Annotated in this window: 24 protein-coding genes; 7 read left to right on the top strand and 17 right to left on the bottom strand. The window is 68.2% G+C overall.

Annotated features, from left to right (window positions below; translation table 11 throughout):
• Positions 1 to 8: 8 nt before the first annotated feature.
• From J5J86_RS08250 to J5J86_RS08240, 3 genes are all read left to right on the top strand, one after another.
• Positions 9 to 662 carry an amino acid ABC transporter permease gene (locus J5J86_RS08250; RefSeq protein WP_209104410.1) on the top strand — a complete coding sequence of 218 codons (654 nt, stop codon included), beginning with the start codon at positions 9 to 11 and terminating at the stop codon, positions 660 to 662.
• A gap of 56 nt (positions 663 to 718) precedes the next feature.
• On the top strand, positions 719 to 1,543 hold the full coding sequence (locus tag J5J86_RS08245; protein WP_209104409.1) for a transporter substrate-binding domain-containing protein: 825 nt from the start codon (positions 719 to 721) through the stop codon (positions 1,541 to 1,543).
• Positions 1,544 to 1,685: 142 nt separating this feature from the next.
• The gene (locus J5J86_RS08240) at positions 1,686 to 2,414 is read left to right on the top strand and encodes an amino acid ABC transporter ATP-binding protein (protein WP_209105310.1); all 729 of its coding nucleotides are present in this window, start codon (positions 1,686 to 1,688) and stop codon (positions 2,412 to 2,414) included.
• Positions 2,415 to 2,432: 18 nt separating this feature from the next.
• Here J5J86_RS08240 and J5J86_RS08235 read toward each other — a convergent pair whose 3' ends face one another.
• The 15 genes from J5J86_RS08235 to J5J86_RS08165 form a co-directional block, all read right to left on the bottom strand.
• Complete coding sequence (locus J5J86_RS08235) at positions 2,433 to 4,751, bottom strand: putative bifunctional diguanylate cyclase/phosphodiesterase (protein WP_209104408.1); 2,319 nt, start codon at positions 4,749 to 4,751, stop codon at positions 2,433 to 2,435.
• Positions 4,752 to 4,996: 245 nt separating this feature from the next.
• Positions 4,997 to 5,758: an SDR family oxidoreductase gene (locus J5J86_RS08230; protein ID WP_209104407.1), complete on the bottom strand. Its 762-nt coding sequence runs from the start codon at positions 5,756 to 5,758 to the stop codon at positions 4,997 to 4,999.
• Positions 5,759 to 5,827: 69 nt separating this feature from the next.
• Positions 5,828 to 6,952, bottom strand: coding sequence for a hypothetical protein (locus J5J86_RS08225; RefSeq protein WP_209104406.1), 1,125 nt, complete (start codon positions 6,950 to 6,952; stop codon positions 5,828 to 5,830).
• Positions 6,949 to 7,110 (bottom strand): cbb3-type cytochrome oxidase assembly protein CcoS, encoded by a 162-nt coding sequence (gene ccoS, locus J5J86_RS08220; RefSeq protein ID WP_209104405.1) that lies wholly within the window; start codon positions 7,108 to 7,110, stop codon positions 6,949 to 6,951. The genes J5J86_RS08225 and ccoS overlap by 4 nt, the downstream gene beginning before the upstream one ends.
• Positions 7,107 to 9,344, bottom strand: coding sequence for a heavy metal translocating P-type ATPase (locus tag J5J86_RS08215; protein ID WP_209104404.1), 2,238 nt, complete (start codon positions 9,342 to 9,344; stop codon positions 7,107 to 7,109). The genes ccoS and J5J86_RS08215 overlap by 4 nt, the downstream gene beginning before the upstream one ends.
• A gap of 39 nt (positions 9,345 to 9,383) precedes the next feature.
• Positions 9,384 to 9,908, bottom strand: coding sequence for a FixH family protein (locus tag J5J86_RS08210; protein ID WP_209104403.1), 525 nt, complete (start codon positions 9,906 to 9,908; stop codon positions 9,384 to 9,386).
• A gap of 18 nt (positions 9,909 to 9,926) precedes the next feature.
• Positions 9,927 to 11,393: a cytochrome c oxidase accessory protein CcoG gene (gene ccoG, locus J5J86_RS08205; protein ID WP_209104402.1), complete on the bottom strand. Its 1,467-nt coding sequence runs from the start codon at positions 11,391 to 11,393 to the stop codon at positions 9,927 to 9,929.
• 227 nt (positions 11,394 to 11,620) lie between these two features.
• Positions 11,621 to 12,502, bottom strand: coding sequence for a cytochrome-c oxidase, cbb3-type subunit III (gene ccoP, locus J5J86_RS08200; RefSeq protein ID WP_209104401.1), 882 nt, complete (start codon positions 12,500 to 12,502; stop codon positions 11,621 to 11,623).
• A gap of 4 nt (positions 12,503 to 12,506) precedes the next feature.
• Positions 12,507 to 12,668, bottom strand: coding sequence for a cbb3-type cytochrome c oxidase subunit 3 (locus J5J86_RS08195; protein ID WP_209104400.1), 162 nt, complete (start codon positions 12,666 to 12,668; stop codon positions 12,507 to 12,509).
• A gap of 5 nt (positions 12,669 to 12,673) precedes the next feature.
• Positions 12,674 to 13,423, bottom strand: coding sequence for a cytochrome-c oxidase, cbb3-type subunit II (gene ccoO, locus J5J86_RS08190; protein WP_209104399.1), 750 nt, complete (start codon positions 13,421 to 13,423; stop codon positions 12,674 to 12,676).
• 11 nt (positions 13,424 to 13,434) lie between these two features.
• Positions 13,435 to 15,090 carry a cytochrome-c oxidase, cbb3-type subunit I gene (gene ccoN, locus J5J86_RS08185; RefSeq protein WP_209104398.1) on the bottom strand — a complete coding sequence of 552 codons (1,656 nt, stop codon included), beginning with the start codon at positions 15,088 to 15,090 and terminating at the stop codon, positions 13,435 to 13,437.
• A gap of 297 nt (positions 15,091 to 15,387) precedes the next feature.
• Complete coding sequence (locus tag J5J86_RS08180) at positions 15,388 to 16,515, bottom strand: ABC transporter permease (RefSeq protein ID WP_209104397.1); 1,128 nt, start codon at positions 16,513 to 16,515, stop codon at positions 15,388 to 15,390.
• Complete coding sequence (locus J5J86_RS08175) at positions 16,512 to 17,492, bottom strand: ABC transporter ATP-binding protein (protein ID WP_247658231.1); 981 nt, start codon at positions 17,490 to 17,492, stop codon at positions 16,512 to 16,514. Before J5J86_RS08175 ends, J5J86_RS08180 begins: the two co-directional genes overlap by 4 nt.
• Positions 17,489 to 18,457: an HlyD family secretion protein gene (locus tag J5J86_RS08170; RefSeq protein ID WP_209104396.1), complete on the bottom strand. Its 969-nt coding sequence runs from the start codon at positions 18,455 to 18,457 to the stop codon at positions 17,489 to 17,491. Before J5J86_RS08170 ends, J5J86_RS08175 begins: the two co-directional genes overlap by 4 nt.
• A complete protein-coding gene (locus J5J86_RS08165) occupies positions 18,454 to 19,116 on the bottom strand; it encodes a TetR/AcrR family transcriptional regulator (protein WP_209104395.1) in 663 nt (220 codons plus the stop codon). The genes J5J86_RS08170 and J5J86_RS08165 overlap by 4 nt, the downstream gene beginning before the upstream one ends.
• A 243-nt stretch (positions 19,117 to 19,359) precedes the next feature.
• On the opposite strand from J5J86_RS08165, the gene J5J86_RS08160 reads away from it, so the two are divergent.
• From J5J86_RS08160 to J5J86_RS08145, 4 genes are all read left to right on the top strand, one after another.
• Positions 19,360 to 19,677: a hypothetical protein gene (locus tag J5J86_RS08160; protein WP_209104394.1), complete on the top strand. Its 318-nt coding sequence runs from the start codon at positions 19,360 to 19,362 to the stop codon at positions 19,675 to 19,677.
• Between the two features lie 240 nt (positions 19,678 to 19,917).
• A complete protein-coding gene (gene gmd / locus J5J86_RS08155; protein WP_209104393.1) occupies positions 19,918 to 20,928 on the top strand; it encodes a GDP-mannose 4,6-dehydratase in 1,011 nt (336 codons plus the stop codon).
• A gap of 119 nt (positions 20,929 to 21,047) precedes the next feature.
• On the top strand, positions 21,048 to 23,330 hold the full coding sequence (locus J5J86_RS08150) for a glycosyltransferase (protein WP_209104392.1): 2,283 nt from the start codon (positions 21,048 to 21,050) through the stop codon (positions 23,328 to 23,330).
• Between the two features lie 2 nt (positions 23,331 to 23,332).
• Positions 23,333 to 24,379, top strand: a complete 1,047-nt coding sequence (locus J5J86_RS08145; protein ID WP_209104391.1) for a glycosyltransferase — start codon at positions 23,333 to 23,335, stop codon at positions 24,377 to 24,379.
• 6 nt (positions 24,380 to 24,385) lie between these two features.
• On the opposite strand, the gene J5J86_RS08140 is transcribed toward J5J86_RS08145, so the two are convergent.
• Positions 24,386 to 25,249: a GntR family transcriptional regulator gene (locus tag J5J86_RS08140; protein WP_209104390.1), complete on the bottom strand. Its 864-nt coding sequence runs from the start codon at positions 25,247 to 25,249 to the stop codon at positions 24,386 to 24,388.
• A gap of 141 nt (positions 25,250 to 25,390) precedes the next feature.
• Positions 25,391 to 26,398, bottom strand: a complete 1,008-nt coding sequence (locus J5J86_RS08135; RefSeq protein WP_209104389.1) for an ABC transporter substrate-binding protein — start codon at positions 26,396 to 26,398, stop codon at positions 25,391 to 25,393.
• Between the last annotated feature and the right edge of the window lie 49 nt (positions 26,399 to 26,447).

Here is a 26,447-nt window from a genome sequence, read left to right as displayed (position 1 = left end):
AGGAAACCATGATCCGTCCCTTCACCTCCGCCGAGTTCTTCTTCCTGCTCATGGCGGTGCGCTGGACGCTGCTGCTCTCGGCCATCGCCTTCGTGGGCGGGGCGATCGGCGGCATCGGCGTGGCGCTCGCGCGCACCTCGCCCTGGCCGTGGCTGCGGGCCATCGCCATCGCCTATATCCAGCTGTTCCAGGGCACGCCGCTGCTGATGCAGCTCTTCCTGGTCTTCTTCGGCATCACGCTCCTGGGCGCGGCGGTGGACCCGCTGCTGGCCGCCGCCATCGGCCTGACGCTGAACGCCTCCGCCTTCCTGGGCGAGATCTGGCGCGGCTGCATCCAGGCGGTGCCCAAGGGCCAGTGGGAAGCCTCCACCGCCTTGGGCCTGCATTACTTCACCCGCCTGAAGGAGGTGATCCTGCCCCAGGCCGCCAAGATCGCGGTGGCGCCCACAGTGGGCTTCCTGGTGCTGCTGATGAAGAGCACGTCGCTCGCCTCCATCATCGGCTTCGTGGAGCTGACCCGCGCCGGGCAGATCGTCAACAACGCCACGTTCAGCCCCTTCCTGGTGTTCGGCATTGTGGCCGGCATCTACTTCCTGCTGTGCTGGCCGCTCTCCCTCTATTCCCGCTACCTGGAAAAGAAATTCGGCACCGTCTCGCGGTGAGACGGCCCCGGACCCGTGAAAGCACCGCCCGCCAAGGGCCAATCGGAGGAAAGCAGATGTCCCTGAAGTCCCTCGCCACCCTCACGCGGCGCACGTTCGCCGCGCTCAGCGTCGCGGCGCTGGCCGCCGGCGCGCTCGCGGTGGGCCACGGCACCGCCGCCGCCCAGTCCCTTGACGACATCCTGTCGAAGAAGAAGCTCTCCGTAGGCATGCTGGTGGACTTGCCGCCCTTCGGCCTCCTCAATACCGAGGGCAAGCCGGAAGGCTATGACGCGGACGTGGCCAAGCTCATGGGCAAGTATCTCGGCGTCGAAGTGGATATCGTCCCCGTCACCGGCCCGAACCGCATTCCCTACCTGCTCACCAACAAGGTGGACGTGCTGGTGGCCACCTTCGGCATCACGCCGGAGCGGGCCAAGCAGGTGCAGTTCTCCATTCCCTATTCGGCCATCGAGATCCAGCTGATCGGCCCCAAGAAGCTGGACATCTCCGCCATCGAGCAGACCGCCGGCAAGAAGATCGGCGTCGCCCGCGCCTCCACCCAGGACACCGCGCTCACCGCCTCGGTGCCCAAGGGCGCCACCATCATGCGCTTCGACGACGACGCCACCGCCGCCCAGGCCTTCATTTCCGGCCAGGTGGACCTGCTCGGTGCCAACAATGTCATCGGTGCCCAGCTCGCCGCCACGTATCCGGACATGGGCATCGAGCGCAAGCTGGTGCTGCGCAGCCAGTATAACGGCATCACGGTGCGCCGCGGCTCCACGGAATTCCTTCAGTGGATCAACACCTTCCTGTATTTTGTGAAGAATAATGGCGAGCTCGACGCCATCAATCAGAAGTGGTTCAAGACCCCGCTTCCCAACATGCCCACCTTCTGAAGGTCGACCGGCCGCGGGTTCCACCCCGCGGCCTCCTCATCCGTTGCAGACCCCCTTGCCGCCGCCGGGAGACCGCCCCATGACCACCCCTCCGACCTCCGCGCCTGAATCCCCGCGCGCCGCCGCCGGCGAGGCGCCGGTCATGATCCGCATGGACGGCGTCGAGAAGCATTACGGCACCTATCACGCCCTGCGGAACGTGAACCTCACCGTGCGCCTCGGCGAACGCATCGTGGTGTGCGGCCCGTCCGGCTCTGGCAAGTCCACCCTCATCCGCTGCATCAACGCGCTGGAGCATCACCAAGGTGGGCGCATCGAGGTGGGCGGCGTGGAGGTGGGCTCCTCCACGCGCAACCTCGACAAGGTGCGCAGCGAAGTGGGCATGGTGTTCCAGTCCTTCAACCTGTTCCCGCATCTGACCGTGCTCCAGAACTGCACGCTCGCCCCCCGCAAGGTGCGCGGCATGTCCCAGGCCGAGGCCGAGGCGGTGGCCATGACCTATCTGGAGCGCGTGCGGATCCCCGAGCAGGCCAACAAATATCCCGGCCAGCTTTCCGGTGGGCAGCAGCAGCGCGTCGCCATCGCGCGGGCCTTGTGCATGTCGCCCAAGATCATGCTGTTCGACGAGCCCACCTCCGCGCTGGACCCTGAAATGGTCAAGGAGGTGCTGGACACCATGATTTCGCTGGCCAAAGAGGGCATGACCATGATCTGCGTGACCCACGAAATGGGCTTTGCCCGGCAGGTGGCGGACCGGGTCATCTTCATGGACAAGGGCGAGATCGTGGAGGAAGGCGCGCCGGACGTGTTTTTCGCCAATCCGAAGAACGAGCGCACCCGCACCTTCCTCGGCCAGATCCTGCACCACTGACGGCGCGGGACCGCCGCGTCACGGGCCAAGGCGCGCGAGGCGCTCGCTGGCGCGGCCCTGACGCTCGGCCATCAGGAAGTCGGCGAACATGGCGGCGGGCATGGGGCGGGCATAGAGATAGCCCTGCGCATATTCGCAGCCCCGCTCCTTCAGGAAGCGCGCCTGCCCCACCGTCTCCACCCCCTCGGCAATCACCCTCAGGCCGAGATTGCGGCCGAGCTCGATGACCGCGCACACGATGGCGGCGTCGAACGTGTCGGTCTCGATATCGGCCACAAAGCTGCGGTCGATCTTGAGGGCGTCGATGGGGAATTGCTTGAGATGAGTCAGCGCCGCATAGCCGGTGCCGAAATCGTCGAGGGCGATCCGCATGCCCGCAGCATAAAGCTCGTCGAGGATGGGGGCGACGAAGTCCGCATCCTTGCCCATCACCACGGTCTCGGTCACTTCCAGGTCGAAATAGTTGGGCTCGACCCCCTCCCGCGCCAGGATACCGAGGAGCTGCGACGCAAGGCGCGGCTGGGTGAACTGGGCAGGGGCAAGATTGAAGGCGATACGCCCGAAGGACAGGCCCTGGGAGAGCCAGTCGCGGGCATCCACCGCGATGGCCCGCAGCATGGCATCTCCCATGGCCAGCGCCAGCTCGGCATCCTCGAAGGCGAGGGCGAACCGGTCCGGCCCCGCCACCAGGCCCGGCCCTTGCTGCCAGCGCATGAGCGCCTCCAGCCCCACCAGCCGGCCGGTGGCAAGCGAGAATTTCGGCTGGTAATAGGGTACAATGAGGTCGTTGGCGACGGCGCGCGCCAGTTCCCGGCTGAGCAGGATGCGCTCGTTCATGGAGCGGCGCATGGCGGGGGAATAGGTCACCGCCCGGTTGCGGCCCTGCGCCTTGGCGGCATAGAGGGCGAGGTCGGCATCCTTCATCAATTCGCCCGCCGCATAGCCCGGCGCGGGGCTGAGGGCGATGCCGATGCTGGCGCGGCTGGTCATGTGCCGCTCGCCCAGCGCCAGCGGGTTGCGGAACTCGCTCAGGATGGCGCTGGCCAGGTCCATGGCCGGCTGAACCGAAGGCTGGGACGGCAGCAGCACCACGAACTCGTCGCCGCCGAGCCTCGCCACCCGTCCGACGTCCTTGGTGAGCCGCTCCAGGCGGCGGGCAGTCTCCACCAGCAGCATATCACCGGCATCATGGCCGAGCGTGTCGTTGACATCCTTCAGGCCGTCGAGGTCCACCATCAGCAGGGCGACCCTCCCGCTGGCTCCGCTGGGCTTGTCCAGCATCGTCTCAAGCTGGCTGAGGAAGGCGGAGCGGTTCATGAGGCCGGTGAGGGAATCATGGGTGGCCGCGAAACGGATCCTTTGTTCCGCCGCCAGCCGGTCCGTGATGTCCACCACGCCGGAGATCAGGCAGGCGTGCCCCTCCACCTCGGTGAAGGCCGCCGCCAGCAGGACGGAGCGGATCTCGCCATGGCCCAGGCGGATCTTGGTCTCGAAATTGGTCACGCGGCCATTCTTCGAGATGCGGTCCAGAAAGGCGCGCCGCACGCGCGGATCGGCATAGATCTGGTTCACGGTGGAAATGCCGAACGTCTCGGGATCGCCGCCGAAATAGCGCACCCCGGCTTCGTTGTACCGCACGATGCGCCCGCTCTCGATCTCGGTGATGAGGAGGGGGATTGGAACGGCGGCGAAGGTGTGTTCCAAAAGGTGCTGGCTCTGCAGCAGGGTTTCTCGGGCCTCGCGTTCGGCCGCAACCGCTGCGGTGGCGAGGCGGGCCTGGCGGTTCATCCGCTGCACCACCAAAGCCAGGCCAACATTGAGCGCCAGCACCGAGACGAGCAGTCCCAACCCCCGGCCCCCCACCGGCGGCAGGCCGATGGCCGCGGCCAGAAGCAGCAGCGACGCCCCCACCCCGTTGATAACCGACCACCGGAAAGGGACGGGCACGGCGAGGTAATAGATGGTGGGCAGGGCGATGACCACGAACAGGGAGATGTCGGTGCCGGGCCGCAGCAGCAGCGCCCCCCCCAACGCGGTGAGCCATTGCCAGGCAATCATCACCCCTTCCACATGGGCATGGTCCCGCCAGTGGCGCACCGCCGCCACCCCGGCCAGCGCCACCGCCACCATGCCCAATCGGCAGCCGAGGGAATAGCGCAGGTCCGGCACCCCCAGCTGCCAGTCGGTCACCAGGAAGATGATGTTCAGCGCCACGCTGAGGAGGAAGAGCAGGCGGGCCTGCCGCTGGGCTTCCGGGGCACAGGCGGCCCGATAGGCGCGTTCCTCGTCCTCGGAGAGGAACTCGCCCGTCCATGGATTGAGCCGCGTGTCCTTCACCGGCGCCCCCGAGCCTGCGTGGTACTCATGGATAGGCGAAAAAGCCACGTCGTTACAATGACTTTCGTCGGTCGCGGCAACAAGTCCCTGCCGCCGGCACCGCAAGCAAGGAGGCGATCGCGCCGCATCGGACGAAGGCGGGGCGGTGCCCCTTGCGGCAGGCGAGCAGATTGCGAGGTCGGCATGCGATCCTATCGTCGATCCGGTTTGAGCGCCGAGCGGTTGATCCGCGGCAAGGCCAGGCCTCAGAAATGGGAAAGATAGCCGCCATCCACGCTGAGCATATGTCCGGTGACATAGCTTGCGGCCGGCGAGGCGAGGAAGATGGCGGCTCCGGCAATCTCCTCCGGCTGACCCCAGCGGCCGAGCGAGGTGCGCCGCGACAGCCAGGCGCCGATCTCGGGGTCGGCCACCATGGCGGCATTGGGAGCGGTGGCGAAGAAGCCGGGGGCGATGGCGTTCACGGTGATCCCGGCGGACCCAAGCTCCGCCGCCAAGGCGTGTGTGAGCGCCGCAAGGCCACCTTTCGCCGCCGTATAGGCGGCATCCCCCGCCCGCGCGATGGGGCCGGCAATGGAAGTGATGTTGATGATCCGCCCGTAGCCCTGCCGCGCCATGGCCGGGCTCAGTGCCCGAGCGAGCAGAGCGGGAGCCACCAGATTGGTCTCCAGCATGGCGCGAAAGGCGGGGCCATCCAGCTCCGCCAGCGGCCTGCGGTCCCTGAGCCCCACATTGTTGACCAGGATATGGATGGCCGGCCCTTCCGCCACGAAGCGCGCCACCGCACCTTCCTCGCAGACATCAAAAGCGGCGAGTTGCACCTGGACGGGATCGATGCCTTCGGCGAGGAGGGTTTCGCGGGCGGCGGCGAGCGGCTCCGCACGGCGCCCGTTCAACACCACGCAGGCCCCCGCCTGCGCGAGGCCGCGGGCGATCTCGAAGCCGAGACCGGCAGCAGCGCCAGTCACCAGCGCCGTGCGTCCGGACAGGGAGAAGATGGAGGCCATGGCACCCTCGCAACCGGAAAAGGGGGCCGAACTTACGGAAAATACGCGGGTCGCGGGAGGGCGATCCGCTCAGAGCAGGCGGCCCGAGGCCAGCGCGCCCAGAATGGCGGCGCCGAACAGGGCGCCGTCATGGAGCGCCAAGGCGAGGCGGGAGGGGGGCCGGTCGGCATAGAGCCAGCCGGTGCAGCCCACGGTCGCCACCGACCAGCCGGCCCCCACCATCACCAAAGCGGCGGTCAGAACCACCGTCTCGCCAGCGAGCATGAGGGGGATGGCGGCGACCACAAAGGCAAGCCCACCCAAGGCCAGTGGCACCGCCGGCACGCGATGGGCGATGAAGGCGATCCCGGCCGCCGGCACATACATGGCCGCCACATGCAGCGCCAGGAAGCCAAATACGGCGCCCTCGCCGATGCCGCATCCCATGAGCGCCAGGGGGGCGTCCGCCATGACGAAGCTCATGCCGCCCCAGGCGAGCGCCCCCACCAGGGTGGGCAGCGCGATGGCCTTGAGCGGCGCGGGACGCGCGGGGGAGACGCGGGGCGCGGCATTGGGCGCGTACCAGACCGCCACCGCGAGGCCGCAGGTATGGGCGAGCGCCGCCAGGAGGGCGGAGCCTACCAGGAAGAAGGGGGCGAACAGCCATTCGGCCGCCCCCGCGAGCGTCGGGCCGGCCAGCGCTGCCAGAATTCCCCCCGCCAGCACCCCGGCCGCAGCGGCCGAGGGCCGGCCAGCGGAGGCCGCCGCCTCATGCCGGTAGAAGAAGGAAAAGCCCTGCGCCATGCCGAGCCAGAGGGCGGCCAGACTCACCCAGACGAACTGGCGCTGCATCAGCCCCAACGCCAGCAGCAGGCCACCGGCAATGCCGAGCGAGGCGCCCAGCGCAAAGCCCGTGCGCCGGCCGAATGTGTCGCCAAGGAAGGAGGCGGGAAAGGAGGCGAGCAAGGCCCCGGCCATCATGGCCGCGAAGGGCACGGGGGTGAGGGCCGGAACGGGAGCGAGCATGGCGCCGGCCAGCGGCAGGAGGCCGGAGGCCAGAGTCTGGGCCAGCACGGCGAAGGCGAAGCCCAGCACCAGAGCAAGGCGCGGCACGGGCCGGGCGCGATTGTCGTTGGCCGGGACGTCCAGTTGCGGGTCGCACACGCAGACCAGCATGCCCGCCCGCGGTTCGCCGATGCGGGCCGCACGCCTCATTTGCGCGACTCCTCCGTGAGGTCGTCGTCGGAGAGGACCCGCACGGCGGCGCCGTCCAGATCCTCATATTGTCCGCTCTTCAGGCTCCAGAGGAAGGCGAAGAGGCCGGCCAGGCCAAGGCCAAGAGCCAGGGGGACGAGATAGAGCAGGACATTCATGCGGTCGCCTCCTCCACCCCCGCCGGAACCACATCCGCGCCGGGGGGGCTCTGCTGGGGCACCGAAATGACCGGCCGGCCGAAACGGGCGGCGCGCAGGGCATTGAGCGTGACCAGGATGGAAGAGCCGGACATGGCCAGCGCCGCCACCAGAGGCGTCACATGGCCCAGCACCGCCAGTGGGACGGCAACGAGATTGTAGAGCACGGCAAGGGCGAGGTTCTGCCGCATGAGACGCTGCGCCACCCGCGAACCGTCGATGGCCGCCTCCACCGGAGACAAGCTCGTGCCCAGGAAAACCGCGTCCGCCTGGGCCTGCGTCACCGCCGCGCCGGAGGCGGGGGAGAGGGAGACATCCGCCGCCGCGAGGGCCGGCGCGTCATTGAGGCCATCGCCCACCATGAGCACCTTGCGGCCGGCAGCCTTCAGGGCATTGATCGCCGCAATCTTGTCGGCTGGCTTGAGGCCGGCCTCGAACGCGGAAATGCCGAGATGCGCGGCCACCGGAGCCACCGCTTCGGGCCGGTCACCGGACAGGATACGCACGTCGAGGCCCCGCGCCTTCAGCCCCGCCACCACCTCGCCGGCGTCGGGGCGCAGGCCCTGGTCGATGCCCACCACCAGGGTGCGGGCACCCAGGCGGAAAGCGATGAGGGAGGCGGTGGCCGGCAGGTCCGCCGGTGCCGGCGCACCGCAGAAGGCGAGGCTGCCGAGGCGCGCCTCCACCCCGTCCATGAGGGCGCTGATGCCTTGACCCGGCCATTCGGTGACCTCCGACAGCGGCGCCGTGGCGGCCTGCCGCGCCAGCACCACCGCCAGCGGGTGGCGGCTCGACAGCGCCAGGCGCGCGGCGGCGGCCACCAGCGCCGGGTCGGCGCCCTCGGGCAGGCGCAGCTCGGGCTCGGGCAAGGTCAGGGTGCCGGTCTTGTCGAACACCACCGTGTCGACGATGGCGAGGCGTTCCACCATGTCGCCAGCATTGATGAGCAGGCCGGCGCGGAACAGGCGCCCGGTGGCCACCACCTGCACCACCGGCACCGCCAGCGCCAGGGCGCAAGGGCAGGTGATGATGAGCACCGCCACGGCAATCATGACCGCATGGTGCAGGCCCGCCCCCAGGAGGAGCCAGCCGATGGCGGAAACGAGTGCGGTGAGATGCACCATGGGCGCATAGAGGCGCGACACCCGGTCGGCGAGGCGCACATAGAAATTGCGGGCGCTGGTGGCGCCGTCCAGCAGGCGCTGCACGTCGTCGATCAACGTGCCCTCGCCGCCCGCCGTGACCTTCACGGTCAGGGCGCCCGCGCCGTTCAGGCTGCCGGCATAGACGGGCGCACCGGACCCCACCGGACGGGGCAAGGTCTCCCCCGTCACGAGCGCCTCATCCACCGCCGAGGCCCCGAAGGCCACCACGCCGTCGGCGCCGATCCGCTCGCCCGCGGCCACCAGGATATGGTCGCCGGCGGCGAGCGCCTGCACCGGCACGCGCACGGGGACGCCATCGGGGCCGAGGCGGTGGGCCATCTCACCCCGGAGCGCGGCCACATTGCCGGCCACGGCACGGGTGCGCCGGCGGGCCTCATGATCCAGATAGCGCCCGGCCAGGAGGAAGAAGAGCAGCATCACCGCGCTGTCGAAATAGGCATGCTCCTGGTGGAGCGCGGTCTCCACCACCGACATGCCGAGCGCCAGGATCACGCCGATGGTGATGGGCACGTCCATGTTGAGCCGGCGGGTGCGCAGGGCGCGATAGGCGCTCTGAAAGAAGGGCTGGCCCGCATAGGCAGCGGCCGGCAGGGCGATGAGCGCGGAGATCCAGTGGAAGAGATCGCGGGTCTCGGGCGTGATATCGGTGACATTGCCCGACCACACGGAGACCGAAAGCAGCATCACATTCATGGCCGCAAAGCCCGCGACCCCCAGGCACCGCAGCAGCCATTGGGCGTGGCGGGCCTCGCTTTCCTCGGCCCGGCCGGCGAAGGGATGGGCGCGATAGCCGAGCGCCTGGAGGCGGTCCACCACCTGCGCCGGTGCCCCCTCCCCGTCCCAGGCGACGGTCAGGCGATGGGTGGAGTAGTTGAGGCGGGCCTTCACCACGCCAGGCAAGGCGCGGATGCCGTTCTCGATGTCGCCGATGCAGGCCGCGCAGTCGATTCCATCCACGGCGAGGCTCATCTCGGCGTGGCCCTGCGCATCCCGCGCCAGGAAAATGGAATAATCGACCGCCTCGGACATTTCGCTTCGACCTTGCCGGGCCGCGCGCGGCACCGACGGCTACTTCATGACGATCCTGTTCTTGGACCGGAACTGGCGCTGCCCGCCTTGCGCAAGATCAAGCACCAGGTCCCACTGGCCCCGGTGCGCCATCACCTCGCCGCCATAGCGACCCTGGCCGAGGCCGACCAGGGCGATCTCCACGTCCTGCCGGGCATCGGTGGGGTGAGTGAACTCGGCGCGCACCTCAAGGCCGTTGAGCGGCCGGCCGGCGGCGTCCTTCACCTCTACCGTCAGACGACGATCAGAGGTGTCGGAGGGCGCGATGGCCACGTTCACGGCCCAGTCCAGCGCGCCCTGGCGGGCGGCGGCGTCCTCCTCCGAGCGGAAGGCGAGGCCGGCCTTGTAGGAGCTTTCCGTCTCCACGCCGCCGAAAGTGCTGACCGCATAGCGGGCCATCACAACGTTGACGCCGATCACCACCCCGAAAAAGCCCAGGAACATGGCCAGCACCATGCGCCCCGTGAGTTCGCGTGATGCCCGGCCGGGGCGTTGGCTTTGCAGTTGCGTTGCGGTCTTGCCCATGGCCTGTCCTCCGCCCCGTCAGGGGCCGATGAAGTGGTCGACGGCGGTGGCGGTCGCCCCGCTCTTCTGGTCGCGGATCTGGAACGTCACCGGCAGAGAGGTGCCGGGGGCGAGACGATCCTTGGTGGTCAAAAGGACCCGGACCTCGCGGGTCTGGTCCGGGCCCACCGTCACCACCTCGCCCTCGGGGCCGCCCTCCGTGCCCACCACCGAGAGGGTGGCGCCGGGCACGCCGGTGGCGGTCAGTATGAAGCCACGCTCGGCGAGGTCCTTGTTGATGAGCCGCAGCGTATAGGCGTTGCGCAGCGATCCGTCGGACAGCTTCACGAACAAGGGGTTGCGGTCGTGGATGGCGTTCAGCCCCTCGTTCGCGCGGTTCGCCAGGGTGAACAGCATCAGGCCGCCGGCGAAGACGATGAGGGCGGTGTAGAGGATGGTGCGCGGCCGCACGATGCGGCGGACCGGCGGCTTGCCGGCCACCCGCGCCTCCAGATTGGCTTCCGATTCATAGGCGATGAGGCCGCGCGGGCGGTCCACCTTGTCCATGATGTTGTTGCAGGCGTCGATGCACAGGCCGCACTGGATGCAGGCCAGTTGCAGGCCCTGGCGGATGTCGACGCCGGTGGGGCACACATTCACGCACTGGTGGCAGTCGATGCAATCCCCGGCTGGCTTGCCCTCGGCTCGGGCGGCGGCGGCCTTTTTCACCGAGCCGCGCGGCTCACCACGATCATAGCGATAGGTGACGTTCAGGGCATATTCGTCGGTCAGCGCCGCCTGGATGCGCGGCCAGGGGCACATATAGGTGCACACCTGCTCGCGCATGTGGCCGGCGAGCGAATAGGTGGTGAAGGTCAAGGTGAAGATGGCCACATAGGCCACCGTGGGCGCCTGGAAGGTGGCCAGCTCATGGACCAGGGTGGGCGCGTCGGCGAAATAGAGCACCCAGGCGCCGCCCGTCCACCAGGCGATGAGCAGCCAGACGGAATGCTTCATCAGCTTGTGGGCGAACTTGTCGAGCGTCCAGGGGCCGGCATCCTCCACCATGCGCTGGCGCCGGTCGCCCTCGATGAGGCGCTCAACCGCCATGAACAGGTCGGTCCACACCGTCTGCGGACACAGATAGCCGCACCACACCCGCCCGGCGACCGCGTTCATGAGGAACAGGATGAGGGCGGCCAGGATCAGCAGGCCGGCGACATAGTAGAATTCCTGCGGCCAGATCTCGATGAAGAAGAAATAGAAGCGGCGGGCGGGGAAATCGATCAGCACCGCCTGGTCGGGCGCGCCCGGGCCCCGGTTCCAGCGTACGAAGGGCAGGAAGTAATAAATGCCGAGCGTGACCGCGAGGACGATCCACTTGATGGTGCGCAGGCGTCCGCGCACGCTCTGGGGATAGATCTGGCGCCGGGCCTCATAGAGCGGCGCATCGTCGGCGCTGGCCGCGGCGGGCGGGGTCTTCGTCTTCACGGCAGGTGCGGTCATGGTTCAAAAGCCCTTTCCCGCCTCGCAGAAAGCGGGTCGGAGGAGGCGGGACTTGCGGACAGCGCCACCTTCGGCGCCCCCCGACGCCCCTTCGAAGACGCCCTCCTGGAAACTGAGCCGGCCTTCGGGGGCCGGGCGTCCTTGTCTCACGGCGCGGGCCGCCCCGGCCGACCGGCCGGGGCGCGCCCGTGTCTCACACCAGGCTTGCGCAAGGCTGGCGGGGCGACCTATTGGCCGCCGCCGAGCGTATGCACATAGACGGTGAGCGCCTTGATGGTGGTGGGCGACAGGCGCCCGGCCCAGGCGGGCATCACGCCGCCGCGGCCATTGGTGATGGTCTGCATGATGGTGGCCTTGTCGCCGCCATAGAGCCAGATGCCGTCGGTGAGGTTCTTGGAGCCCAGCTCCTGCTTGCCCTTGCCGTCGGCACCGTGGCAGACGGCGCAATTGGCGGCGAACACGGCGGCCCCCTTCTTGGCGCTCGGCGTGTCGGCGGGACCGGCCCCCGACAAGGAGAGCACATAGTCGGCCGCCGCCGAGATGTCCGCCTTGGAGAGGACCCCGCCGAAGGGGGTCATGTTGCCCTGATGGCCTTCATCGTCGCCGGAGCGGATGCCGTGGGTGATGGTCTGCTGGATGTCGGCCAGCGTGCCGCCCCACAGCCAGTCGTCGTCATTGAGGTTGGGGAAGCCCTTGGCGCCGCCGCCGCCCGCCCCATGGCAGGGCGCGCAATTGTCGGCGAAGGCCACCCGTCCCTCGGCGCGGGCGAGCGAGAGCAGATCGGGGGTCTTCTCGATCTCCTCCAGCGAAGCGTTGGTCAGGCGCATGCTGGTCTCGGCGCGCAGCGCCTGGAGATCCTGAAGCTGCATCGCCACCGCCGACCGGGAATTCCAGCCCAAGAGGCCGGTGGTGTGGCTGGAGATCAGGGGCCAGGCCGGGTACAGGACCCAATAGCCGAAGGCCCACACGATGGTGGCGTAGAACACCCACAGCCACCAGCGCGGCAGGGGGTTGTTCAGTTCACGGATGCCGTCCCATTCGTGGCCGGTGGTGGAGACGCCCGTTGCGGTGTCCACGGCTCCGTCATGGCTGTCGTGCGCGGTGCTCACGGGATCAATCCTCTTTCAGCGGGATCTGGGCCGCTTCGTCGAAGTTCTTCTTCTGCTTCTTCGAGGGCCAGTAGGCATAGGCGATGACACCGAGGAAGCCGAAGAAGAACAGCAGCAGGCCCCAGGTCTGTGCGAAGCTCGCAAGGCTCATATAGAGGTCGCGCATGGGAGCTACCTCACGTTGGCTTTGTTGTCGTAGAGCTTGAAGTCGACCAGCGTGCCCAGCATTTGCAGATAGGCGATCAGCGCGTCGGCCTCGGTCAGCTCGGCGGGATTGCCGTCGAAGTCACGCACCTGCGCCTTGGGATAGCGGGCCTGGAGGGCATCCATATTGTCGGCATCGGTGGTGGACTGCGTGCGCAGGTCCGCCTGGGCGTTGGCGATCATGTCGTCCGTATAGGGCACGCCCTCGATGCGCAGCACCTTCATGTCGTCGGCGATGTGCTTGGCGTCGAGCTTGGTCCGCGCCAGGAACGGATAGCCGGGCATGATGGAGGCGGGCACCACCGAACGGGGGTTGTTCAGGTGGTCCAGCTGCCACTGGTCCGAATACTTGCCGCCCACGCGGGCCAGATCCGGCCCGGTGCGCTTGGAGCCCCACTGGAAGGGGTGGTCGTACATGCTCTCGGCCGCCAGCGAGTAGTGGCCGTAGCGCTCCACCTCGTCGCGCAGAGGACGGATCATCTGGCTGTGGCAGTTATAGCAGCCCTCACGCACATAGATGTTGCGTCCGGCCAGCTCGAGGGGGGTGTACGGGCGGATGCCCGACACGGTCTCGATGGTGCTCTTGAGGTAGAAGAGGGGCACGATCTCCACGAGCCCACCTACGGAGATCACCAAGAGGACGCCGAGAAGCAGCCAATAGCTGTGCTTCTCGAAGATGGCGTGCTTGCTCCAGATCGAAGCGGATTTGGTCGACATGGATGTCTCCGTCATTCGGCGGGGGCAAGCGCCGCCGTGTTCGCCTCGGTGGCGAGTTCGGGGCTGCGGATGGTCATGATGACGTTCCAGGCCATGATCACGGCACCGGCCAGGAACAGGATGCCGCCGAGGGCCCGGATCACGTAGAGCGGGTGCATGGCCTCGACGGTCTCGATGAACGAGTATTCGAGGAAGCCGAGCGCCGTATAGGCACGCCACATCAGACCCTGAAGGATGCCCGCCACCCACATGGAGCAGATGTAGAGCACGATGCCGAGCGTGGAGACCCAGAAGTGCCAGTTGATGGCCTTCATGGAATACATCTCACGCTTGTGCCACAGCCAGGGCACCAGGCAGTAGATGGCGCCGAACGAGATGTAGGCGACCCAGCCCAGCGCACCGGAATGCACGTGGCCGATGGTCCACTCGGTATAGTGGCTAAGCGAGTTGACCGCCTTCACCGACATCATCGGGCCTTCGAAGGTGGACATGCCGTAGAAGGCCACCGAGACCACCATCATGCGGATGATCGGATCGGTGCGCAGCTTGTCCCAGGCGCCCGAGAGCGTCATCAGGCCGTTGATCATGCCGCCCCAGGAGGGCATCCACAGCATGATGGAGAAGGTCATGCCCAGCGTCTGCGCCCAGTCCGGCAAGGCGGTGTAGTGCAAGTGGTGCGGGCCGGCCCAGATATAAAGGAAGATCAGGGCCCAGAAGTGCACGATGGACAGGCGATAGGAATAGACCGGCCGCTCCGCGCGCTTGGGGATGAAGTAGTACATCAGCGCCAGGAAGCCCGCGGTCAGGAAGAAGCCCACCGCATTGTGGCCGTACCACCACTGGACCATGGCGTCCTGCACGCCCGACCACACGATGTAGGACTTCGGCGAGAAGACGGAGACCGGGATGGTGGTGTTGTTGCCGAGGTGCAGCACCGCAATGGTGACGATGAAGGCGAGGTAGAACCAGTTCGCCACATAGATGTGGGGCTCTTCACGCTTCAGGATCGTCAGCAGGAAGACCGCGAAATAGGTCACCCACACCACGGTCAGGAACAGGTCGGAATACCATTCCGGCTCCGCATATTCCTTGCCCTGGGTGATGCCCAGCAGATAGCCCGTGCCGGCGATCAGGATGAAGAAATTGTAGCCGAGAACCACGAACCACGGGGCCAAGTCACCCGCAAGGCGCGCGCGGCTGGTGCGCTGGACCACATAGAAGGAGGTGGCGATCAGCACATTGCCGCCGAAGGCGAAGATCACCGCCGAGGTGTGCAGCGGCCGCAGACGGCCGAAGGCGGTCCAGGGCAGATCAAAATTCAGGAACGGAAAGGCCAGCTGGAGGGCAATCACCACGCCCACCGTGAATCCGGCCAGGCCCCAGAACACCGCGGCGAGGGTCGCAACCTTCACCGGGCCCATATTGTAGTTGGGCTTGCCGTTGATGGTCTGCGGCGGAAGCTCCGCCGGGCGGTCCATGTAGCGGTTGCCGATGGCGAACACCGCCGCGACGGAGGCCGCCGCGAAAAGAAAGGCGTGGAACGAATAGGCCGTTGTATGGGCCTTCGCCGCCACCACGATGGACAGGAAGCCGAGCGCCGCAAAGACGATCAGCAGGCCGAACTCGCCGGCCGTCATCCTCTTGATCGGTGTCTGCACGATGGACATTGGTCAACCCCGTTCGCGGAGCGGCACCGACCGCTCTGCTGGCTTTGGGCCAAATTGGGGCCGCGCTGTTCTTTGGCTTTGATGCAAATCAAAGGTAGGGAAGCCCCGGATGTGGCGCCTTTGCCGCACCCGGGACGTTGCGGAGGCCTGGGTTTCCAGGCGCCCCAAGGGGTTTACCTTCCCCGGCGCGTCAGGTGTGCAGGAATGTCGCGGGCTGCCCGAAGCCGGGCGGAAGCAGGGCCAGATTGGGGCGAAACCGTGACGCTCACCAGGAGCGGCCGTCGGACCCCTGGCCGGTCAGTCCAGGGTCTGGCGAAAGCGGGCCACCGCAATGGCCATGGCCACCAGCATGAGCACCACCAGCATGCCGGTGTCGAAGGTCAGGTCGGTGGCGGTGGCGCCCTTCAGCAGAATGCCGCGCACCATGCGCAGATAATGGGTGAGCGGCAGCCCCTCGGCGATCCACTGCGCCCAGACCGGCATGCCCGCGAAAGGAAACATGAAGCCCGACAACAGGATGTTGGGCAGGAAGAACATGAAGGTCATCTGCACCGCCTGGAGCTGGTTCTGCGCCAGGGTGGAGAAGGTGTAGCCGATGGACAGGTTGGCGGTGATGAAGATGAGCGTCACCCCCGTCAGCAGGATCAGCGAGCCTTCCAGCGGCACGGAGAACAGCACCATGCCGGCGGCCAGGATCAGCACCGCCTGCATCACCCCCACCAGCACATAGGGGATGATCTTGCCCAGCATGATTTCCACTGGATGGATGGGCATGGAGAGCAGGCTCTCCATGGTGCCGCGCTCCACCTCACGGGTCACCGAGAGGGCGGTGAAGATGAGCATGGTCATCGTGAGGATGGTGCCGAGCAGACCCGGCACGATGTTCAGCTGGCTGTCGCCGGCGGGATTGTAGCGCCGGTGCTGGACGATCTCGAAGGGCGCCGTACCCTGCGCGTCCACGAAGCGCGCGCGGGTGAGCGCGGTGGAGACGAGGCCGGAGAGGGCGCCCAGTGCGTTCGCCGAAGCCACCGGATCGGTGGCGTCCGCCGCCACCAGCATCTGCGGCGTCTCGCCCCGGCGCAGCGCGCGCTCGAAGCCGGCGGGGATCTCCACCAGGAACAGCACCTCGCCGGAGCGGATCATGCGCTCGGCATCCTGCTCGCTCGCAGCCTCCGCCGTGAAGGCGAAGAAGTCGGTGTTGCGAATGGCGGCGAGGATGGCGCGGGTGACCTCGTTATTCTCATGCACCAGCACCGCGGTGGGCAGGTTGCGGGGCGTGGTGTTGATGGCATAGCCGAACAGCACCAGTTGCAGCAGCGGGATGGAGATCATGGTGGCGAACGTCACCCGGTCCCGCCGCAGCTGGATGAATTCCTTGCGCACCATGGCGGCGACCCGCCGCAGGAAGCCGAGCGTCTCCCTCATGACGCCGCGCCCGCGCCGGGTGGCGCGGCCATATTGTCGGAGGCCTGACCCATCAGGTCGATGAACACATCCTCCAGAGTGGGCTGATCCGCCCGCCAGGCGAGGCCCGGCCGCTCCCGGAACGGCGCTATGGCCGCCTCCAGCGCCGAACGGTCATGACCGGAGACATGGAGGGAGGTGCCAAAGGGGGCGACCATGCCAATGCCCGGCGCCGCCTCCAGCTCCCGTGCGAGCGCGGCCAGCGCGGCGCTGTCGATGGTCGCCGACGTCGCCTCCACCGTATAGGTGGCGAGGCCAGAGGCGGCGATCACGTCGGACACCCGCCCCTGGGCGAGCAGGCGCCCATAGGCCACATAGGCGATCTCGTGGCAGCGCTCCGCCTCGTCCATGTAATGGGTGGAGACCAGCACGGTGAGACCTTCGGCCGCCAAGGCATGGATCTGCGCCCAGAATTCCCGCCGCGCCTTGGGGTCGACGCCGGCGGTGGGCTCGTCCAGCAGGAGAAGCTGGGGCTGGGGCAGGATGCAGGCGCCGAGCGCAAGGCGCTGCTTCCAGCCGCCCGACAATTCCCCCGCCAATTGCCGCCCACGCCCTTCCAGGCCGAGCCGCTCCAGCGCCGCCCGCGCGGCGGCTTCCGGCCGGGGCACACCATAAAGGCGGGCGACGAATTCCAGATTCTCCCGCACGGAGAGGTCCGCATAGAGAGAGAAACGCTGGGTCATGTAGCCCACATGGCTGCGGATCTCCCGCGCCTGGGTCAGGATGTCGTAGCCAAGGCATGTGCCGCGCCCGGCATCGGGGGTGAGCAGGCCGCACAGCATGCGGATGGTGGTGGTCTTGCCCGAGCCGTTGGGGCCGAGGAAGCCGTAGATCTGGCCCCGCCGCACCCGCATGGTCAGGTCATCCACCACCCGGCGCCCGCCAAAGCTCTTGGACAGCCCCTCCACCTCGATGGCGATGGGGTCCGGCACGGTCACGGCTTGCCCTCCGCAAGGCGCACGGTCACCGGCTGGCCGGGGCGCGCGGCGGCGGGATCGGAGGGCCGCGCCTCCACCAGATAGACGAGCTTGGCCCGCTCCTCGCGGCTATAGATGACGGGCGGGGTATATTCCGCGCTGTCGGCGATGAAGGTGACCTGCGCGGTCAAGGGCGGGCAGCCGTCGCACTGGACGGCCACGTTCGCCCCCAGCGCCACCTTCGGCAACTGGGCCTCCGGCACGAAGAAGCGCACCTTGATGAGGTCGGGCGGCAGCACGGACACCACCGGCTTGCCCTCGGGCACCAGTTCGCCCGGGCGGAAATAGAGCGTCTGGACCGTGCCCTCCCGCGGCGCCTTCAGGATGCGGCGGTCGAGGCGGATCTGCGCCGCGTCGCGATTGGCGGCCGCGCTGCGCACGGCGGCGGCGGCGGCGGCGATGTCCTCGTCGCGGCCGGCGATACGGGCCACATCGATCTGCCGGCGCACCTCGTCGAGGCTCGCCACCGCCTGGTCATAGCTGTGCTGGGCCGTGTCGAGATTGGCCTGGGAGGAGGCGCCCTTGGGCACCAGGGTCTTCTGGCGCTGGAGTTCGATGCGCGAGAGATCAAGCGCGGTGGTGAGCCGCCGCTCGCTCGCCTCCAGGATGGCGATTTCTTCCGGGCGCTGGGTGGCGGCCTTGAGGCGGGCGAGCTTGGCCTGCGCCTCACCGAGCAGTGCGGCAGCAGCGGCCAGGTCCGCCGACTGGATGTCCGGTTCCAGCTCCGCCAAGACCGTGCCAGCGGTCACTTTCGTGCCTTCCGCCACCGGCAGGCGCAGTACACGCCCCGCTTCCTGCGGCCCGATGAAGAGGAGGTCGCCCTCCACATAGCCGGAAAACTCCCCTTCCGGCGCCCGCGAACAGCCGGCGAGCAGCGCAAGGGCGAGGGCGAGAGGGGCGAGAGCGGATCCGAGGCGGGCCCTCATGGCGCCCGCTCCCCGAGGCCGCGCAGCAGCGTGTCCAGATAGGTGTCCACGAAGGCCCCGGCGTCGATGGGATCGAAGGCGCCGAACAGGGAGTTCCAGACCAGGACGGTTAAGGCGGGCGCGAACACCATCTGCGGAAAGCGCATCGCCGCATCGGAGGTGATTTCGCCGCGGGCGAGGCCCCGCTCCATGACGGCGCGCACCAGCGGCAAGGTCTGGGAGACCACTTCCCGATGGTGAAAGGCGGCGAGTTCAGGGAAGCGCGCACCCTCGGCGATCATCAGGCGCAGCACGCCGGCGGCGCTCCCCTGAAGCACGCGAGCCACCAGCATGTCGGCCAGCAGCCGCACCAGGTCGCGGGTGGTGCCGGGAAAATGGGGCAGCAATTCCGCCGCATCGGCCATGACCGGGGCGATATTCTCCTTCACCAGCCCCTCGAACAAAGCCTGCTTGTTGGGGAAGTAGAGATAGAGCGTGCCCTTGGCGACGCCCGCGGCACGCGCCACGTCTTCCAGCCGCGCGGCACCGAAGCCCGCGCGGGTGAATTCCTCCAGCGCCGCTTTCAGGATGTCCTGGCGGCGCGCCGCCCGCTGCTCGGGGCCGTGGGCCGGCCGGGCCCGCCGAGAGACCTTGCCCGCGTCACCTTCCGGATGCGGCATGTCCGCACTCTCACTGACTGACTCGTCAGTCATTAACATACCAGACCCCCCGGCCCTTTGCGACAGGTCAAAGCTGCGCGGAATTTCTGCGGGTTCACAATGGCGGGATTTGACCCCAATCTGGATCAGCTTGTCGCGGCTTGCGCCCAAAGGGCCATGGACACACCGGCCCGAAGGGCGCACCATTCCCGTGTCATTTCGCTTGCGCGCCGCCTCCGGGCCGATGCGATGAAGGAGAATGCCATGCCCCGTTTGGTGGTCTTCCTGGCCCGTCACGCTGCCATCGGCTTTGCCGTGGCGGTGGTGTTCGTCGGTGCGCTGGTCGCCATTGACGTCCATGGGCTCGGCACCTTGCTCCAGTCCTCCGCCGATGGCGTGCTGGCTCTGGCCATCCTGACCTTCGCCACGGGCCTGACTTTCGCCAGTGCCCAGATGGGCTTCGCGGTCATGCTGATGACCGAGCGCCAGGACGGCGGGCGGGGTGGACGGCGCGCCACGCTTCGGCTTCCCGCGCGGCCTGCGCTTCAGCCCGTGCGCGTGGTCGCCCGCCGGAGCCGCTGAGCGCTGACTTTCATCGAATCCTAAAAGCGTCGCACCCGGCTTGCCGGGGGCGGCGGGATGGGCTTATGTGCCGCGCACAGAACGCACGGCAGGCATGGCCCCGAACCTCCCCAACCCCTTACCGCCCGCTCTTTCGAGCCCCGGTCGCGCCGGCTGGGACGGACGCACGCCTGCCGCTCCCCTTCCTTCATCGCTGACCGGACGCCCCCTTGCGCGCGCCGCCGTCGAGGAGCGACGCCCATGAAGAAAGCCCTCATCACGGGAATTACCGGCCAGGACGGCTCGTACCTGGCGGAGCTGCTCATCGCCAAGGGCTATGAGGTTCACGGCATCATCCGCCGCTCCTCCTCCTTCAATACCGGGCGCATCGAGCACCTCTATCGCGACTTCCATGAGGAAGGCGCGCCCATGCGGCTCCATTACGGCGACATCGCCGACGGCAGCCGGCTGGAGAAGATCATCGACATCGTGGAGCCGGAAGAGGTCTATAACCTCGCCGCCCAGAGCCATGTGCGCGTCTCCTTCGACCAGCCGGTCTATACCGCCGACGTGAGCGGCGTCTCCGTGATGCGCCTCCTGGAAGCCATCCGCACGGTGGCCGGCGACGCGGCGCAGAAGATCCGCTTCTACCAAGCGTCCAGCTCCGAAATGTATGGCGCGGTGCACGCCATCCCGCAGTCGGAGACCACGCCCTTCCATCCCCGCAGCCCCTATGCCTGCGCCAAGGTCTATGGCCACTATCAGGTCCTCAATTATCGCGAGGCCTATGGGATGCATGCCTCCAACGGCATCCTGTTCAACCATGAGAGCCCGCGTCGCGGCGAGACCTTCGTCACCCGCAAGATCACGCGGGGCCTCGCCCGCATCGTCGCCGGCAAGGACAAGAAGCTCTATCTCGGCAATCTCGATGCCAAGCGCGACTGGGGCTACGCGAAGGACTATGTGGAAGCCATGTGGCTGATGCTCCAGCAGGATCAGCCGGACGACTACGTGGTCGCCACCGGCGAGACCTGGAGCGTGCGCGACTTCCTCGACCGCGCCTTCCAGCGCGTCGGCCTCGACTGGGCCGACTTCGTGGAGTTCGACCCGCGCTATCTGCGCCCCTCGGAGGTCGACCTGCTCATCGGCGATGCCTCAAAGGCCAAGCGCCAACTGGGCTGGGAGCCGCGCACCTCGTTCGACGAACTGGTCAAGATCATGGTGGACGCGGACCTGGAAGCGGAAGGCCAGCTCCATCGCGTGGCAGGCTGAAACAGAACGTCACTCAAGGGGGCGGTCTGCCGTTCCGGCATGGCTTGAACGTGGCTCTTGTTCCGCCACAATGTCCGGCCAGAACGCATCCCTAAAGCCAAGGCAAGGATCCGCGGGACATGACGTCGGAACGGCCAGATCCCGCTGTGGGGCGGGGGCTGGACACGGATGCCACCGCCTCAGGCGGCACGGGTCCTGGCGCGCTGGTGCCGGTTGGCCGGTCATCGGCCACGCGGCCGGCGCGGAGGCTGTGGCGCGACCTGTGCACGCGCTTTCCCGCCCTCGGCAAGCTCGACCGGCGCATGTCCGCCCTGCGGGACATCGAACGCCTGCGGCGCACCCGCGCCTTTGACGAGCGCTGGTATGCCGCCGCCTATCCGGACATGATCCGCTCGGGCCTGAGCCCGCTGACCCATTATGTGCGCAAGGGTGCCTGGGAAGGGCGCCGGCCCCGTCCCGACTTCGACCCGCTGCGCTATCTGGCCGCCCATCCCGACGTGGCCGAAAGCGGCATAGAGCCCTTCACCCATTATCTTCTCTATGGCGGCGGACAGGCTGCCGACGGCACTGCCGCGCTCGGCACCGAGGGCGCGAGCGGGGGCTGGTACGGCATCATGTCTCTCACACCGGCCCAGATCTATGCGGGGCCGCGATCCTCGGACTGCTGCCTTGCCGGCGCCGCCACCGCGCCGGCCGAACCCGGCACCGCGGGCGCCGAGGCCGGACAGTGGTTCATGCGCTTCGGCCCGCTGGACGAGTTCCAGCAGCGCGTCGCCTCGCGCCGCCCGCCCGCCCACCTGCCGCCAAGTCCGGCTGACCCATCCTTCACCATCGTGACCGTCTTCGACGGCGACGGGCCGGCGCTGAGCCGGTCCGCCGAGACCATCGCCGCCCTGATGGCGCAGGAGACGGACCGGCCGCGCGCCGACTGGATCGTGTTGAATGACGACCCGGCCAGCGAGCCGGCGGACCTCTCCGCTTACATCCCGCCGCAGATCCGTCACGCGGTCACCCTTCTCGCCGACGGGCGCCGGCTCGGGCGCCCCGCGCGCAAGACGCAGGGCGCCCAGGCGGCCGGCGGTGACTTCGTGGTCTTCCTGGACGCCGGCGACCTGATCAGCCGCGATGCCACCCGCATCCTCGCCCATTATGCCGCTGCTTTCCCCCAATCCCGCGCGGTGGGATGCGGCGCCGCCGATGTGGATGAGCGCGGCCGCGTGCTGCGCCGGACCGCCCTGCCCTTCGATTCCTCCAAGCTCCTCGCCCTCGGCATGGTGACCGGGCCGCTGCTCGCGCTCCGGCGCGACCTGCTGGCCGATCTCGGCGGCTTCGAGCCGCGCTTCGCGGGCCTTGAAGATTACGACCTCCTGCTGCGCCTGGCGCTGGACGAGCCCATCCTGGTGGTGCCCGAGATCCTCATCGGCAATGCCCCCCGCGCGATCGCGCCGGGCGAGCGCCGCGAGCAGATGCTGGCCGCGGTGCGGATGGCCGCCATGCGGCGCCTCCTGGATGTGGCTTGGCCTGCGCCCGCCGCCCGCGCGCCGAGCCGGGGCCGGGTGGAGCAGGGCCTGTGCCTGGTGCGCACCCAGGGCCGACGCCCCGAACTCTTGGCTGCCGCGCTCCAGTCCATCTATGGCCAGAGCGAACCCCTGGTGGCGGCCGTCATCGTCCATGGCGATGCCGCCACTTTCGAGGCCGTGCGCGCCACCGCCCCGACCATGGACGGGCGCACCGTCTTCCTCCATGCGGACGCCCCCGCCCAGCGGCGCGGCTATCCCTGGAATGTCGGCATTGCCCATGCCCGCGCCCATGCGGACCTCTACCATTATGTGTGCTTCCTGGATGACGACGACATCTACTATCCCCTCTTCGCCCAGCGGATGGTGGAGGGCTTCCGCCTCGCCGAGGCGGACGTGGTGTTCGGCCTGACCAACAAAAGGGCACCCGGCGCCGCCGCCGAACCGTCCCACATGCCGCTGCCCACGGCCTGCCTGGTGGCCGGCAACTTCATGCCCACCAATTCCTACGCCGTGCGCACCGAGATCCTGACGGAGGCGCAGGTCCAGGTGGCGCAGGACATGGATTATTTCGAGGACTGGGACTTGCTCATCTCGCTGCTGGCAGCCGGCGCGCGGTTCCACCTCGTCCCGGAGGCGGTGGGCGAGTTCCTGCTCATCGGCGACGGCAACATTCCCCACAAGCGCAACCCCGTGCACCACGCCCAATGCCTGCGCCGCGCGCTCGCGCGGGGCGAGGAGACGGCGCGGCGCCTGGGCATGGCCCAATTCTATCGCGACCTGCTGGACTTCGACTTCGGCGCCGGCGCCGCCCGCCATCCCGCCCCGCTCGGTCACCTGATGCTGGCCAAAAAGCAATTCCTGCGCGCCTTCGGGGACGCCTGACCATGACCGGCGCGCCGAACCGGGATGTCACGGTCCTCCTGCCCGTCTTCTTCCGCGACGCCGCGCCCGAGCGCATCCGGCTGCTGCGTCGGGCGCTGGAAAGCGTCACGGACCAGACCTTCCCCGGCGCGGTGGATCTCCTGCTGGTGGATGATGGCAGCCCCGTTCCGGTGGAGAGCCATCGCACGGCCCTGGGCGCGGCCGGGGCGCGGGCGCGCGTCCTGCGCCTCGCCACCAATCGCGGCGTCACCCATGCCCTCAATTGCGGCCTCGCCGCCGCCCGGCACGGACTGATCGCTCGGCTCGATGCGGATGACATCTGGCTGCCGGGCAAGATGGCGGCGCAGATGGACCTGTTCGCCGCCGACCCCGACCTCAGCCTCTCCGCCACCGGCATGGTGCTGGTGACGCCCGAGGGCAAGCGCCTGTCGCAGCATGTGCGGCCGGCGGAGTGGGGGCCGATCCTGCGCTTTGCCGTGGATGTGGGTTGCCCTTTCCCCCACGGCTCGGTGGTGGCGCGGCGGGACGTCTATCTGGCGCTGGGCGGCTATCCGCACCTCGCCAGCTACGACCATTGCGAGGATTTCGCCCTCTGGTCGCTCTGGATCCGGTTCTTCCGCCCGCGCATGGTGGAAAAGGTGCTCTACGAATACACCGTCTCGCCGCAGGCGGTGTCGCAGACCCATGGCACCCAGCAGGCGCGCGCGTCTGGCTTTCTGCGCCAGGAGCTGGCCCAGCTCGACCTCGCCGAGCGCCTGCCCGCCGCCATGACAGCGTTTGCCGGGGCGCTGGGGCTTTCCGTGCTGGAGGCCGGGCTGATCGCGCTGCGCATGTGGCGCCATGCCCTCCCCGTGCGCATGCCGGAAGCGGCGGTCGAGGCCTTGCGGGTCATCCTGCCGGACCGCGACGTGGACTGCCTCGCCCACCATCCCGGCGCCCTCACGCCTGCGGACATGGTGCAGGGCGAGCGGCGCATGCACGGCTCCGGCGTCATCGCCCTGGCGCGGCCGGTGCAATGGTCGGCGCCGCCCGTGCCGATGCGGACGTAAGTCCGGTCACCCGCCGCGGGGAAAGGGCTGGGCGTCGATGCGCAGCCAGAAGCGGGTCTCGGGAATGAAGATGCGCTGGAAATAGCCCTGCTGCTGGGGGCTGGCGGTCATGCGCACCTCCACCACCAGGCCGAGCGTGCCCGCCTTCACCCCGATCTTGCCGCACACCTCCCGGGGCAGGCGCTCCAGGCGCATGTCGTAGCACAGGCCCTGGACATTCAGGTTCAACTCGCGCCGCAGATTGATGCCTTCCAGCGGCTCGCTCTTGCCCCGCCGGGCCTGGTCATAGATTCGCGCATCGATGAAGAACTGGCTGAAGACCAGGAATTCCTGGCCGATATCCACCACGCGGTCGATCTGCACCACCTCATCCTCCACCCAGTGCAGATGGAGGCTCCAGGACCCGCGGTCGCGGTGGCGGTGGACGCGGTCGACGCGGGGGAAGACCGAGAAGAAGCGCTCGTGCCGGTCATCGGAGAACAGGAAGTGCCAGACGGTGTCGACGCTGCGGGGCTGGCGGCTGACCACGCTGCCGGCCCGGCCCTGACGGCGCTCGATGGTGCCGTCCTGCGCCAGTTCCCCATAGGCCTTCTGCACCGTGCCGAGGCTCAGCCCGGTGGCCAGCGCCAGATCCTTTTCCGGCGGCAGGCGGTCGCCCTTCTGCCAGAAGCCCTCGCGGATGGCGGCCAACAGCCGGTCGCGCAGGAAGATGTATTTGGGCGCGCCGCCCGCTTCCTTGTGGCCGAAACGGTCCCAGAACTCGCCGGCGCCGGCGGCCGGCACGTCCCGAACGGTGTCGGCGGCCGCCGGTGCAAGGCCCGTGGCCGCCTTCAAGGTCGTCGAGGGACGCACGCCCCGCCTCTGGTCCATGCCTGCTCCGAACCGGCGGCCCCTTATGGGCCGCTCAGGATATCGGCCGGCCGGCGCGAGGCCCGGTCAAGGGCGCCGCGCCGGACCAGCGCGCCGAGCAATCTGATGGCAACCGGCGCCCGGAGCAACCGCGCGTGCCGCTCAGTCGCCGGGCGCGTCGTGGATATTGGCGAAAAACACGTCCGTCCAGGAGGCGGGACGGTTCTTCAGCAGGCCGGCCTTGGCCATATAGTCGGCGAAGACCATCACCTTCTTCGGGGTAGGCGAGAAGGTCATCATCTTCGGATCATTGACAATGGCCAGTACCTGATCGCGGGTGAGCTTGGAATTCTCGGCCTTCAGATAGAGGTCCACGGCCGCCCCCTTATCCGCGGCGATCACCGCCATGGCCTCCTTGAGGGCCTCGAACGTCGCCTGGTAGAGCTTGGGGTTGTCCTTGCGCCATTTGTCGGCGGCATAGGCGACGATCAGCGTGTTGGGCCCGCCGGTCACGTCATAGGAGGACAGGATGGTGCGCACATTGGGGTTGGCCAGCTCCATCTGGATGAAGGGCACGGTGGTCACATGGGTCTTCACCCCGGCCCCGCCCGAGAGCAGCGCCGCCACTCCGTCCGGATGGGACATGGACACCGCCAGCGTGTCGAAGCGGTTGCGCTGGTCGAAGCCATAGGCCTGCGCGGTGGCCATCTCCAGCACGAGGGCATGCTGGGTGCCCTTGCCGGAGGCCATGGCGATGCGGTCGCTGTCCTTGAAGTCGCGGATGGATGTGATGTTGGGGTCTATGGTGTTGAAATAGATGGGGGAATCGCAGATCGCCATCATCCCCTTGATGGGCGCGAACTTCGCCGTCTTGTCCCAGACGTTCAACAGCACCGAGGTGCCGGCCATGGCCACGTCGGCGCTGCCGGAAATCAGCGCGTCGGTGATGGCCGGGCCGCTGGCCAGGTGCTGGTAGCTCACCGTCACGTCGGGCACGCCCAACGCCGCGGCATGCTTTTCGATCAGCTTCTTCTCCACCGCCACATAGGCCGGCAGGTAGCACAGGCCGAACCCGCTCACGAGGCGCACCTCGGCGGCACGGGCGGCCCCGGCAGACAGGGAAAGCGCGGCGAAAGCGAAGGCGCCGAGCCATCGGGTCGATCGTTTCATGGTCTGTTCCCTTTTATTGTCTGGAAGGCAGAAAGGCCCGCCGCCCGGA

The sequence above is a fragment of the Aquabacter sp. L1I39 genome (assembly GCF_017742835.1).
Classification (GTDB): Bacteria; Pseudomonadota; Alphaproteobacteria; order Rhizobiales; family Xanthobacteraceae; genus L1I39.
This window is presented reverse-complemented; position numbering and strand designations above follow the sequence as displayed.